The sequence below is a fragment of the Spirochaetae bacterium HGW-Spirochaetae-1 genome (assembly GCA_002839375.1).
In the GTDB taxonomy this organism is placed as follows: domain Bacteria; phylum Spirochaetota; class UBA4802; order UBA4802; family UBA5550; genus PGXY01.
In genome coordinates, this window is sequence record PGXY01000010.1 from 174199 (window position 1) to 187528 (window position 13330).

A 13330-nucleotide genomic window follows, 5' to 3' on the forward strand; every position below is an offset into this window, starting at 1 on the left:
GTTTAAAGAACCCGGCCCCTTTATGGTGTTACATGTGGGCCGGAAGTATTCCATGTCTCAATTTTTACTGTAAACATGATACAAATCAATCAAAAATTATTTTCTCCTGCAAATATCCGCAATATCTTTTTACTTGACGGACATGAAAGGCTTTGTAATGTGACGTCTGACGGCTGAATCTAATAATAATCGGGTGCTGTATCATGATAGGAAAAAAAATTCGTCTTGAAAGAATTCTCAACAGGAATACTCATAAGACTATTATTGTGCCTATGGACCACGGTGTAACCGTAGGACCGATTCACGGAATAATCGATATACCTCAGACAATCGACCGTGTTTCATCGGGAGGGGCCAATGCCATCGTCATGCACAAGGGACTCGTTGAAAGCGGGCACAGGAGCTCAGGGAAGGATATCGGTCTCATCGTCCATCTCTCGGCCAGCACATCCCTGGCCGTTGATTCAAATGCCAAGACCATTGTCTGCAGTGTTGAAGAGGCTGTCCGCCTGGGAGCTGACGCCGTATCAATCCACGTGAACCTGGGAGCCAATACGGAATCGGATATGCTCTATGCCATGGGCAAAATATCCCGCTCATGCCGTGACTGGGGAATGCCCCTTTTTGCCATGATGTATACCAGGGGACCCAAAATACAGAATGAATATGATGTCAAAGTCGTCAAGCACGCTGCGCGAGTGGGTGCCGAACTGGGCGCCGATATAGTGAAAGTCAGCTACACCGGTTCGGCCGAAACTTTTCATGAAGTGGTTGAAGGCTGTCCCGTCCCGGTTGTCATTGCCGGCGGCGAGAAAATGGAAACCGATGATGAAATACGTGAGATGGTTCAGGGAGCAATCAGCGCAGGGGGAGCCGGAGTTTCAATAGGCAGAAATATTTTTCAGCACGATAACCCTGAAGATATAGTGAGGCAGATAGCATCCATCGTGCATGGTATTAAATTATGAAGCAATGCTGGTTGCATCTGTCTGAATGGAAAAAGGACCTGGTAACCGAATCCATCGAGAACGGTGTTGACGCCATACTTACCACGGCGGAACTGGCACCCCGCGTGCGGGAACTGGGAAGGATAACGGTCGTCGCTCCCGGTGTCGGAGACCTGAAAATTCCCGAGGATGTAGAAATAATCGCCATAGGAAATAAAAGCGACGAGAACCGTGTTGCCCAGGCTCTGAAGAGCAGGATAGTAGTTGTTCGGACAACGGATTGGGAAATTATTCCCATAGAAAATCTTATCCCCCAGGGAGGAGACAGTCTTTTTGCCTTTGTCCGAAATATGGACGACGTCAAACTCTCCACGGGAATAATGGAAAAGGGAGTTGCCGGAATCGTGCTGGAAACAATGGACGCGGCAGACATCGGCAGCGTCGTACGATATGTGAGGGACCTCGGGTCGGAAAACTTTGATCTTGTTGAATTGACCGTAACAGGTGTTAAAACCATAGGAATCGGTGACCGTGTATGTGTTGATACCTGCAGCAATCTGAATACCGGCGAGGGCCTTCTTGTGGGGAATTCCAGCAGGGGCCTTTTTCTTGTTCATGCCGAAAATGTGGAAAATCCCTATGTTGCGCCGCGGCCTTTCAGGGTCAATGCCGGCGCCGTTCATTCCTATGTGAGGGTTCCCGGTGACCGGACACGGTACCTGGGCGAGCTGAAAACCGGCGATCCCGTGCAGATTATTGGAAGTTCTGGTAAAACAAACACGGTATATGTGGGAAGGTCCAAGATCGAAAAAAGACCCATGCTGGTAGTATACGCTGCGGATGAGAACGGGGAGGAGCACTCCGTCGTTCTTCAGAACGCCGAAACCATCCGTCTCACATCTCCCGGGGGTGAACCGCTCAGCGTGGTTGAGCTGAAGCCCGGTGATAAAGTGCTTGGCTTTATCGAGGGATGTGCCCGGCATTTCGGTATGGCCGTGGATGAGACAATAAGTGAACAATGAATTTTTTTTGTTGAAAAAAAACGTACTTGTGATAGAATACCAATAATAATTTGCCCTTTTCTGGAGGGATTGTTACATTTTTTGTAATCCATCCCCATAGTTCTGATAATTGTTACAAGGTGATATTTTCTGTATATTGTTTCTGTTTTTGATGCATTGAGACAGGATCGGTTAAAAAATATAAAAAAACTATCGAATGTAAGGAGTTTTACATGGCGGAAAAAAAGGTTATGAAATCAATGGATGGAAATATGGCAGCGGCCCATGCGGCATATGCTTTTACGGAAATTGCCGCGATATATCCTATTACACCATCTTCGCCAATGGCCGAACATGTTGACGAATGGGCAGCGTACGGCAGGAAGAACATATTCGGAGAGACCGTAAAAGTCGTGGAAATGCAATCCGAAGCGGGAGCGGCCGGTGCCATGCATGGATCCCTCCAGACGGGAGCCATGACTACAACTTTTACTGCATCGCAGGGATTGCTGCTCATGATCCCCAACATGTATAAAATTTCAGGCGAACTGCTGCCGGGCGTGTTTCATGTGACTGCCCGATCCCTTTCAGCCCAGGCCCTCTCGATTTTTGGTGATCAGGCCGATGTGTATGCATGCCGGCAGACCGGTTTTGCCATGCTTGCCAGCGGTGGAGTTCAGGAGGTCATGGATTTGGGCAGCATCGCACACCTGGCGGCACTGAAGTCCCGGGTACCCTTCATGCATTTTTTCGATGGATTCCGTACGTCCCACGAAATACAAAAGATTGAACTGATAGATTATGCTGACCTGGAAAAACTTGTCGATCAGGAAGCCCTGGCTGCCTTCAGGAAAAGGGCCCTCAACCCAGATAATCCCGTGACCCGGGGTACCGCGCAGAATCCCGATATTTATTTCCAGGAGAGGGAAGCGGCTAACCCCTATTACAATGCAGTTCCCGATATCGTGGCGCAGTACATGACGGAGATCAGCAAAATTACCGGCCGGGAATATCATCCTTTTAATTATTACGGATCACCCGATGCCGATCGCGTCATAATTGCCATGGGTTCCGTTACTGAAACCATCACGGAAACTGTTGATTACCTGGTAAGCAAGGGAGAAAAGGTGGGCCTGATATCGGTGCACCTGTACCGTCCCTTTTCGGCGGACTACTTTATGAAAGCGTTTCCCGAGACGGCAAAGAGGATTGCTGTTCTTGACAGAACAAAGGAACCCGGTGCAAACGGTGAACCACTCTATCTTGATGTGCGTGATATATTCTATAACAAAAAAAATGCTCCCCTCATCGTGGGAGGGCGATATGGACTCAGCTCCAAGGACACGACCCCGGCCCAGATCATAGCCGTTTTTGAAAATCTGAAGCTGCCTGAACCGAAAAACAATTTCACCATCGGCATTGTCGATGATGTTACTTTCACATCGCTCCCTACGCCCGAGGCTGTCAGTGTCGTTCCTGCCGGAACCTTCGAAGCCAAGTTTTACGGACTCGGTTCTGATGGAACGGTGGGGGCCAACAAGAACTCCATCAAGATCATCGGTGATAATACTGATATGTTCGCCCAGGCATATTTTGCCTACGATTCAAAAAAATCAGGGGGTATCACCATTTCACACCTTCGCTTCGGGAAAAAGCCTATTAAATCCACATACCTGATTACGACACCGGATTTCGTGGCCTGCCATGTTCCGGCATACCTGTATCAGTATGACATGCTTCGTGGATTAAAAAAAGGGGGCACCTTCCTGCTCAACAGTATATGGGATGTGGAGGAGACAAAGAGCAGGCTTCCTGAAACAGTGAAAAGATACCTGGCAGAAAAAGAGATTAAATTATATATAATCAACGCGACAAAGATCGCCGAGGAGATCGGTCTCGGGACAAGAACGAACACCATAATGCAGGCCGCCTTTTTCAGGCTTTCCGGCGTCATTCCCTATGAAGAGGCCGTGAAAAACATGAAGGATGCCATTAAAAAGACCTATGGCAAAAAAGGCGACCAGATTGTTAATATGAATAATGCCGCCATTGACCGGGGAGGCGAGGGCGTTCTGGAGATTCCCGTTCCCGCGGAATGGAAAAACATTCCCGCAAAAGACGAACGGGTCAGACAGGATGTGCCTGACTTTATAAGGGATGTGGCTGATCCCATGAACCGGCAGGAGGGCGACCTTCTTCCCGTAAGCGTATTCAGTGATTTCCCCGATGGAACATTTCCTCCGGGCACGTCCGCTTATGAAAAACGCGGAATTGCCGTGCATGTTCCGGAATGGATTCCCGACAACTGCATTCAGTGCAACCAGTGTGCCTATGTATGCCCCCATGCCGTAATACGTCCTTTTCTGCTTGACCAGAAAGAGGTAGCGGGTGTCCCCAAGGGAACGATGCTTCTCGATGCCAAGGGCAAGGGGCTCGAAGGCCACAAATTCAAGATACAGATCAGTCCCCTGGACTGCACGGGTTGCGGCAATTGCGCAGAGGTGTGTCCCGCCAAGGAAAAGGCCCTGGTTATGAAATCTCTGGATTCGCAGATGGTCGAAAATGAGCGCTGGAATTACTTCGCTAAAAATGTGTCTTACAAGGACACACTCATGGCAAAGAATACCGTCAAGGGGAGCCAGTTCTGCCAGCCCCTCTTTGAATATTCGGGAGCATGTGCCGGCTGCGGCGAGACTCCCTATATCAAGCTCATCACCCAACTCTATGGAGACAGGATGATGGTGGCAAACGCCACGGGATGCTCATCAATATATGGAGCCTCGGCTCCATCAACGCCATACTGCATCAACAGTGAGGGCAGGGGTCCGTCATGGGCCAGTTCACTTTTTGAAGACTGCGCAGAATATGGATACGGTATGGCTCTGGCGGCGGAAAAAATGCGCGATCGTATTGAACGTCTGGCAGTTCAGTGTATTGAGGAAAATGTCTCAGCCGAACTGAAGACGGCGCTGAAGGAGTGGGTTGAAAATAAAAATGACGGTGAAGGTTCGAAGGAAACCTCGAAAAAACTGCTCCCGCTTCTTGAGAAGGAAAAGAACCAAACGGCTGTGGAACTTTTTAAGTTAAAACAATATTTTGTCAAGCGGTCGGTATGGGCTATCGGCGGAGACGGTTGGGCCTATGACATAGGATACGGCGGACTCGATCATGTTCTGGCTTCCGGAGACGATATAAATTTACTCGTTCTTGATACGGAGGTATACTCCAATACGGGAGGTCAGTCATCGAAGGCCACACCGACTGCAGCCATAGCAAAATTTGCCGCAGCAGGCAAGCAGGTTCGCAAAAAGGATCTGGGAGTCATGGCCATGTCATACGGCTATGTTTACGTGGCCCAGGTGGCAATGGGATCGAATCAGGCACATTATCTGAAGGTGCTCCAGGAGGCCGAGGCTTATCCCGGACCGTCGCTGATTATTGCCTATTCCCCCTGTATCAACCATGGACTGCGGGCAGGAATGGGTAAATCCCAGATGGAATCAAAGCTTGCCGTGGAATGCGGATACTGGCACCTCTGGCGCTACAATCCTCTTCTTGAAAAGGAAGGGAAGAATCCCTTTATCCTCGACTCGAAAGAACCGCAGTGGGATAAATTCCAGTCATTTCTCATGGGAGAGGTCCGTTACACATCTCTTAAAAAAGAATTTCCCGATGCTGCTGAGGAACTCTTCAAGACAGCCCAGAATAATGCCCTGTTGAGATACAATACGTACAAACGTTTTGTTGAAATGAAATACTGAGCACATTGTATTGAATGAACGGACAAAAGGCCGTGCGGATAAAACCGTACGGCCTTTTTTATGCACCGCCTCTATTGGTATCTGACAGTTGATGGAATATCCTGCTCTTTGCTTTGGTTATTTTATAAAAATAAATCTAAATATACATAAAAAATTTCTTTTCCTTATTCTGACAGCATAGTATCATGAAGAAAAAAAATAATCAGGGTGATGACATGAATAAAAGCTACGGGAGACTTATGGGGTTCGTACTCAGAAGGTATGATGAGAATGAATATCTGAACCGAAAAAAGGCCGAATTTCTTGTTGTTCTCCTGGCAATTTACACTGTCATGCTGATTCTCCTTCCCTTCGGATTTCTTGCAGTGAGTTTCAAGAGATTCATGGTTACATTTCTCTTTATTGCTCCTTTCTTTGTTTTCAACGCCATAAGTTTTTATTTTATAATACGGGGCAGGTCCGGCGTTGGAGCCACCATCATCGCAGTAACAGCCGTTATAACCGATACTTTTTTTTATTTTGCCCGCGAACCTCTCATGGCCATTGCTTCATTCGGCTATGTCATGATTATGATAATTGTTTTTGCTGCATTTTATACACCCACATTCATTTCTTTTATGATAACAGCGGTTTATGTGATAAGCCATATTGTCCACATTGTAACAAGCGCAAAAGTCATAACCGATGCAACTGATCTTGCAGTTATAAAAACCGCCAATATTGATTCCAATCTTACGGTTATAATAATTTACGTGATATGTTATTCCACTGCAAGGTTCCTGCAGCGCGCCGTTGACCTGAGCGACAGTGAATCGGAAAAAAACCATAAACAGCTGGGCATAATACGGAATCTCGTGGGGACGTTGAAGAGAGCCGGTATTGAACTCGATACGGCAATAACATCCAATCTGGCAAGTGTCAATCAGCTTAATGATAACGCCCAGTCCCAGGCGGCTACCATGGAGGAAATATCATCGGCAATAGAGGAGATATCTGCAAATATCACCAACGTAAACCATGAAGCGCTGGTACAGAATTCATCCGTTGAGGAACTGATGAACGATCTTTCCTCCCTCACAGGTTCCGTTGAATTGCTGGAGCAATCGGGCAGGCGACTTTCCCAGACATTCGTATCGGTAATGACAAGGGCGAGGGAAGGTGAAAATGAGTCGACGGCGCTGGAGGAGATAAACAGGAAAATATCCGAAAACTCCAATGATATTCTCAGCGTGGTCAATATAATAGAGGAATTTTTTGAAAAGATAAATCTCCTGGCTCTCAATGCTTCGATAGAAGCGGCCCGTGCAGGGGATTACGGCCGCGGCTTTGCCGTTGTGGCCGAGGAGATCGGCAAACTGTCCGATAATTCCGCCAAGGAACTGGGACAGATAACGGCAATTATAGACAGGAATCGTGCGGATGTAAAGAACGGCAGCGCTATAATTGACCGGATTGTACAGTACATCGGCAAGCTCATGGAGGACCTGCAGAATATACAGTCCGATTCCATGGACACCATGAAGGAGATCATGGGCTTGAATGAGCTGAAAGAAGTAATGACCGGGAAGGCAGAAGCAGTAAAAGAAAAATCCCATCTTATAAAATCATCCATGAATGAACAAAGCCAGGCTATGGATGACATTGCACGTGCTATACAGAATAACAATGAAAAAGTGCAGGATAACCTGGTCAGTACGGAAAGCATCCATAAAAGCGCACTGGATCTTAAGGACATGTCGGAAGAACTTGCCGTGAGGCTCTCCGATGCAGGGCAATAATCGTGGCGGGAAATAAAAAAGGCCCGCGATGCCGTGTAGAAAAGGATTTTTGAACCTGGTTAACCAGGTGGGTTCCCGCACGGAAAATCCGATCTACTCCGCGAAGAAGCATGATCTTTTAGTCCGGATATAAGGATCCCTGTCGTATAGTATTGGCTCAAAAATACGACATGTCTATCACGTGCAACGCAGGCTTGTTTACAGCAGAAAATATCTGCTAAATTTGGCAACAATTTTTTTAAGTAATTGACATGAAGGCTAATTTGTTGAAAAACGATCAGAATGAATCGTATCTCATTCCATATGATTAGTTCCCTAATCGTTGTAATATCATAAATCAAATTTTTATACATAAAAGGCCTTAAGAGGAGTTCTGGTTATGCTGAGTAAATATTTTCAGGATTTTCACGCAAAGATTCTAAAATCAACGGGATCTGTAAAAAAGACGGCGACAAAAAAAGGGGCTGCGGCAAAAAAAACTGCCGGGAAAGGGGTTGTGGCAAAAACAGCAGCGGTGAAACTGGACATGCAGGCCCTGCAGGAAAAACTTGAGAGCATTATCCCCTCCTATCTGTCTATTTCCAATGCAAAACCCATCGATACCAATGGATTCTCTCCCGATGGAGCGGATTTGCTGATTTATCGCCCATATTGCCGGGACATTGTCAACATGATGGGAGGATATGTTCCCTTTGAACTGATTCACGGTGCCTGTTTTGTCGTTCCCCATCTCGATAAGAAGACTCTCCAGGATGTTTTAAATCGCGTATCGGGCATAAAAAAAATCAGCAAATATGCCGGGACTGAAGAAGAAGCATTTAAGATCCCGGCCTTTATTATTGCCGGAACAGCTGATCATGGCATGATGGACCTTAAAAATGATATCCTGAACTACTATATCAATAATAATATTGATGCCGATTTCGAGTTTGATATATTTATGGTAATGAACAGGGGCGTGGTGATTAAAAACTGGCGTGAAAGCCGCAGTTTCATCAGCCTCGAGACGGAAAGTGATACAATGATGTGGTTTTTTATTCTGATGGCGGAATACCTGGAGACTGAGAGAACAGAGGATCTTGATTTCAGGAAATACATCAAAACTGAAAAGACATACAAACAGTATTGAAAGCGGATTTAATGTTGCGACATGCGATAAATACAATATTGTATATACATCGTAAATAAACTACTTGACACATGTTTTTTTTTGCATAAATATTAAAATGGTAACAGCCAAACAAAAAAGCAGGAGTTATCAGAAATGAAAATAGCTCGAATACTGAATACACTTGTTTTGTGTACTGTTCTTATACTGTGCAATCAGAGTATATATGCGAAAGGCAGCAAAAATGTCATTCTCGTACTCGATACTTCTTTAAGCATGCTGGGGTATGGCGGAAAGAATATTCTCGATAAAGTAAAGGGGAGTGTGGCCCGCTATATTGATCAGCTTGAAGATGGCGATCAGGTGACCTTTATCTCCTTTGATACCGAGGTGAGGGCGTATCCCACGGTCATGGTTGATGACCAGAATGACCGCGATATTCTTAAAAAGTATATAAATTCCACCGAAGTTAAAGGGAAGTGGACTCACACCTATGCGATGATCGATGCGGTCTTCAGCAAGGCCGAGACCCTTCAAAATGAAGATAAAGACCGGCAGGTTGTCATTGTGGTAATGACCGACGGGATTGATGATCCGCCGCCATACAGCACTAAACATCTCAACATTGAAAAGATTTCAAAACGTTTTCAGGACAAGGACTGGTGGATATTTTTTGTCAATTACAGTGACCTTAAAAAAGATAAACAGCTGACTTCCCGTCGCGAAAAATTAAAAGAAGAGTTGAAAGTAGTAAGTGAAAAGACTGAAATAATTGATGTTGACAGCAGAATGCCTGTTGATAAAGGGATAGAAGAAGTTCAGAGAAAAGAAGCCTCATATGGAGGAATTCTTTTTCCTTTGCTTATCGCGCTGCTGGTCATTGCCGGCCTTATAGGTATTCTGTATTATTTTAAAAAACTTTCGGAATTGAAAGTATCAGGCAGGCTCGAATACTGGAACAATGAACTCATCAATCCCAATATTGAGAACTTCGATCTGACCAAGTATTTGGCCAAGGATATTGTTATCGGAAGTTCACTGGGATGTCATCTCAATATACGTGATTTTGAAGGCAAAAGCCCGATTGTGATATCAGCTGTCCGTGGACCGGCAAAGGAAGTGAAAATGGCTATCCGTGGAGGCGGTAAGGACTACGCAATTGAATTCAAAAACAGGGAAACGGGAGAATTTCTCGAAGATGGGGATATTTTCCAGGCAAAAAATTTCACTTTCAAATATTTTATTGTGTAGATACAATTTTTTCAAAAAAAGATAAAAATATTACAAAAAAATATTTTCAAATCAGGATAATTTTAGTATATTATTCTGATTTTTACATGATTTCGGACCAAATTTGGCAAAAATGTATTCTGTCGGCAAGCAGCGGGCAGGCTTTGAGGACAATTCATTAATTAAATAAAGAGAATTGTCCTGTCGATATAGCTATTAGAATAATAATTACTATAAATAGTTATTCTAATATAAAAATTTAATTAAAACTTAATAATCTACTGTAAAATATATCTTGACATTTTGTGATGTATTACTATATCTTTGCTTAATATTTTATATTTTTATATATACTATTGAAAACAAATCGTGTTCTATCTTCAAAAAATTCAGAGAAATTAAGAAACGAATAAGTGTTTTTAAGTAAAACAAGGAGGATTCTTAGATGTCGATAACTCAATTCCCCAAAAGTCCAAACAAGGTACACCCTACAATTCCCAGTGCTGTCGGTTCAAGGGAATCTCTTGCTCAGGAAGGGCGAAATAAGGTTGATGAGGCAAAGCTTATTCTTGAGGAAACCACCGATAAGGTGTTGAATTCAATAATGAATAAACTGCCTGCCGATGTCCTTGAAAAGCTGGATGTTATGGGTGGCCTGAAAGAGAAGCTTTATAATTACGTTAACCAGACCTATGTTAACATGTTCAACCGCTACACGGTGACCATGGAAGACGAATTTGTAAAGAAAGTACGTGACTTCGTCGATCGTGAGGAAGCCAAGGGTCTGGCTCGATACACACCGAAAGAAATCATTGAAATTCTCGATAAAATCGGCGGTGCTGACAAGTTTCATACCGGTGAGATTGAGAAATCAATAGTTAATATGTATGGCCACCTGCAGGGACATATTCAAAGGGGAGTAAACGACCTCGAAGTTGATACGAATGCAATTCTCCGGCAGAAAACAGATGTTGGTGCATTTGTTCGTGGCGAAAACGCCTACGCAATCCTCAAATGCGTCTTTAAAGATAATGAACTGAGGCCCAAATATGTTTATGATGTAAAATTATCTATAAACATACTGGACAGTGAGCTCATCAGCCCCATGTATCATTATCAGACAACTGTTGAAGCTCTTATGAAGGATGCAATCCAGAAGCACATTCAGGATCTTATTGATCGTCAGGTTCAGCAGTTTAATGATGAACTGGTAGACCAGGGAAGAAATGAGCTTTCTGCAAGTGAGAAGATGTTTGAGAAGATCAAACGGATAGAAAACTTCACCGATGACGAAAAAGATGATGAGAAGTCAAAGCGTTATACCATCATGGCAAAACGTTTTCTTGACAAGATCGAAGGACTCCGCGCCGAGATCGATGTGGAAGAGTATGATCCTCTGAACATCAGGGAAAATATCAAATTTATCATTGATGAAGAGAATATCAGGAACAGGGGTTACAACACTGCTGTTAATTCAATCACATCAATCCTCGATACCAGTAAACTGGGATATCAGGTATGTGATAATATGAAGAACGCCCGTACATGCAACATTCGTGAGTACGAAGAGGCCGATAAAACAATCCTTCCCGACGAACGATATGCCATGAGACTGCAGTTCTATGATCAGAACCAGCTCAGGGAATCCAAGAAGGAATTCGACAAACAGATGGCTGCTTTCACTATGGAAATCACAGCACTGTGGGAAGTTATTCACGCTTACTACGAGTCAAAGAAACGATTCCGTTCATTGAAGGATTTTGATGATCTTGCAAACAGGATCATGAACAAGGAATGGAAACGCGAGAAGAAGATGAGGGAAGAAGAATCCGATGCTGTTCTCTGGAATGAAGTGGGTGAGATGTACAACGAAAATACCTTCGTTGAAAAGAACAACCGCACTTACGAAGACAGAATCAGAAACCTGAAAGGGAAGCTTGTTTATCTCAATGATATGCTGCAGAAGATGCATGGATATCAGAACCCCGTTGAGCGTGTAATTCTCGATGAGCGGATCAGTTTTATGGAAAAGAGATTCAACGAGTTCACCTATATCGTTAACCCGCATCATATTCAGCCCGGTCTTATTCTTGATATCGATATAACGACAATCAAGCGTAAGCAGTACATGCTGAAAGGTATGGCTAATGTGCTGAATGAATTCCTCTATAGTATTTCCAAGGGATTTGCCGATGCTGCCTTCGCAACATACTCCAGAAGGAGATCAACAATTCGCGCCGACATTGATCAGTCTTTCGGTGACGAAGAAGTTGCAGAGGATCTTTTTGAAAATGCATATTCCATGAATGCCACAGGATCGGAAGAAATAAAGGGATCTGTTGACCTTTCACCGAGGCCAAAAGCAGGGAAAAAGAGATCAGGTCTGAAGGAACTGTAAAATACATCGTGTAGCAATATAAAAAAGAGGATGCCTTGGCATCCTCTTTTTTTATGAATTACCGGTAAAAAGCAACAAAAGACTTGCAATAAAATATATATTTCATTATTATTCAATCCTTGAAAAGTTTGTGCGTATAAAATGCAGATGTTCAAGATTTCTAATTGAGGAGTAGTCATATGGAAACAACGTTTTATTCTTTAGCATCGAAGAATAATTTTAATAAGGCTCTTCGGCATTTTTACAAGGTAAATGATGTCGTTGAAGAAATCGAATCCAGGGCCAACCTGGCTGATATAATTAATAATGAAATCGACAGTGAGGATATTCATGAAGACCAGATACTGCCCATAGTGGGAGCGGTCATCAGGGATAAATATAATTACAGCTATAAGTCGTGCGGGATTCCGGCCACTATCTCGGATTTTGAAAAAATAGCAAATGAAACGGTTAAGTGGACCGGTATGGATATTGTTATTGTATACTATGACCCAGGCGATAAAGTTTTTCTGATTAATCCAAAGAATATTGTGACCTGGGGCAAAGCCAGGGAGCTGGTACAGGATCAGCTTATTGTTGTGTATGCCAAGTATCTGAAGAGTGATGATAAAAAAATCGAAATTGAAGCGATAAACGCCATTGAAGAAATGATCTCCGGCAAGGATGTTTTTATAAATAAGAGTTTTATTGATCAGACTATTCAGCCGAAGCTTCCTCCAAAAAAAGAAGTACCGGTTGAAAATCTCAAAACCAATGTTACACCCAAATACGCGGTGCAGGTTTCCAATGAGCTGTTCCACAACGGGAATGTTGAAGCATGGAAAAAAATAATAGAAAGCTTCACAGTGAAATATCCTGACCTGAAAGTTCATATATATCATAAAGGCGAGGTTATCAATGATATCAACGCCCTGTTTAAATGGGGAAAGGTAAAACATGGTGATTCCATATTGTTTCAGGTTTCAGGCGAAAATATCCGGGGAGTATCAAAGTTGCAAAAGTACCTTTTTGAAGGCGCCAGTCAGCGATACGAACAGTTTCTGAAAATTGATGTGGGCAAGGTACTCAATCTATTTTAGGTTAATTTAATAGTGATAGTTAACTCAA

General features: G+C 43.8%; 8 protein-coding genes and 1 other RNA gene. 8 read left to right on the plus strand and 1 reads right to left on the minus strand.

The window, feature by feature from the left end; translation table 11 throughout:
• Positions 1-203 precede the first annotated feature (203 nt).
• The 4 genes from CVV44_19645 to CVV44_19660 all read left to right on the plus strand — a co-directional run bounded on the left by CVV44_19645 (position 204) and on the right by CVV44_19660 (position 7487).
• Complete coding sequence (locus CVV44_19645; protein PKL35744.1) at positions 204-968, plus strand: fructose-bisphosphate aldolase; 765 nt, start codon at positions 204-206, stop codon at positions 966-968.
• On the plus strand, positions 965-1969 hold the full coding sequence (locus tag CVV44_19650) for a 3-dehydroquinate synthase II (protein PKL35745.1): 1005 nt from the start codon (positions 965-967) through the stop codon (positions 1967-1969). Before CVV44_19645 ends, CVV44_19650 begins: the two co-directional genes overlap by 4 nt.
• A gap of 212 nt (positions 1970-2181) precedes the next feature.
• The gene (gene nifJ, locus CVV44_19655; GenBank protein PKL35746.1) at positions 2182-5709 is read left to right on the plus strand and encodes a pyruvate:ferredoxin (flavodoxin) oxidoreductase; all 3528 of its coding nucleotides are present in this window, start codon (positions 2182-2184) and stop codon (positions 5707-5709) included.
• A 185-nt stretch (positions 5710-5894) separates the two neighbouring features.
• Positions 5895-7487, plus strand: a complete 1593-nt coding sequence (locus CVV44_19660) for a hypothetical protein (protein ID PKL35747.1) — start codon at positions 5895-5897, stop codon at positions 7485-7487.
• A gap of 16 nt (positions 7488-7503) precedes the next feature.
• On the opposite strand, the gene ssrS is transcribed toward CVV44_19660, so the two are convergent.
• Positions 7504-7685: non-coding RNA, 6S RNA (gene ssrS, locus CVV44_19665), on the minus strand.
• Positions 7686-7866: 181 nt separating this feature from the next.
• Between ssrS and CVV44_19670 the strand changes: the two genes are divergently transcribed.
• From CVV44_19670 to CVV44_19685, 4 genes are all read left to right on the plus strand, one after another.
• Positions 7867-8616, plus strand: coding sequence for a hypothetical protein (locus tag CVV44_19670; GenBank protein ID PKL35748.1), 750 nt, complete (start codon positions 7867-7869; stop codon positions 8614-8616).
• 135 nt (positions 8617-8751) lie between these two features.
• The gene (locus tag CVV44_19675; protein PKL35749.1) at positions 8752-9846 is read left to right on the plus strand and encodes a hypothetical protein; all 1095 of its coding nucleotides are present in this window, start codon (positions 8752-8754) and stop codon (positions 9844-9846) included.
• Between the two features lie 424 nt (positions 9847-10270).
• Positions 10271-12223, plus strand: coding sequence for a cytochrome C oxidase subunit II (locus CVV44_19680; GenBank protein ID PKL35750.1), 1953 nt, complete (start codon positions 10271-10273; stop codon positions 12221-12223).
• Positions 12224-12402: 179 nt separating this feature from the next.
• Entirely contained in the window at positions 12403-13302 is a 900-nt protein-coding gene (locus tag CVV44_19685; protein PKL35751.1) for a hypothetical protein, read from the plus strand.
• Positions 13303-13330: the final 28 nt, after the last annotated feature.

Excerpts from the sequence above, each read along its gene's own strand:
- CVV44_19660 (PKL35747.1), top strand. The coding sequence starts at position 5,895 with ATGAAGAAAAAAAATAATCAGGGTGATGACATGAATAAAAGCTACGGG.
- CVV44_19675 (PKL35749.1), top strand. The coding sequence starts at position 8,752 with ATGAAAATAGCTCGAATACTGAATACACTTGTTTTGTGTACTGTTCTT.
- CVV44_19685 (PKL35751.1), top strand. The coding sequence starts at position 12,403 with ATGGAAACAACGTTTTATTCTTTAGCATCGAAGAATAATTTTAATAAG.
- nifJ (PKL35746.1), top strand. The coding sequence starts at position 2,182 with ATGGCGGAAAAAAAGGTTATGAAATCAATGGATGGAAATATGGCAGCG.
- CVV44_19645 (PKL35744.1), top strand. The coding sequence starts at position 204 with ATGATAGGAAAAAAAATTCGTCTTGAAAGAATTCTCAACAGGAATACT.
- CVV44_19650 (PKL35745.1), top strand. The coding sequence starts at position 965 with ATGAAGCAATGCTGGTTGCATCTGTCTGAATGGAAAAAGGACCTGGTA.
- CVV44_19670 (PKL35748.1), top strand. The coding sequence starts at position 7,867 with ATGCTGAGTAAATATTTTCAGGATTTTCACGCAAAGATTCTAAAATCA.
- CVV44_19680 (PKL35750.1), top strand. The coding sequence starts at position 10,271 with ATGTCGATAACTCAATTCCCCAAAAGTCCAAACAAGGTACACCCTACA.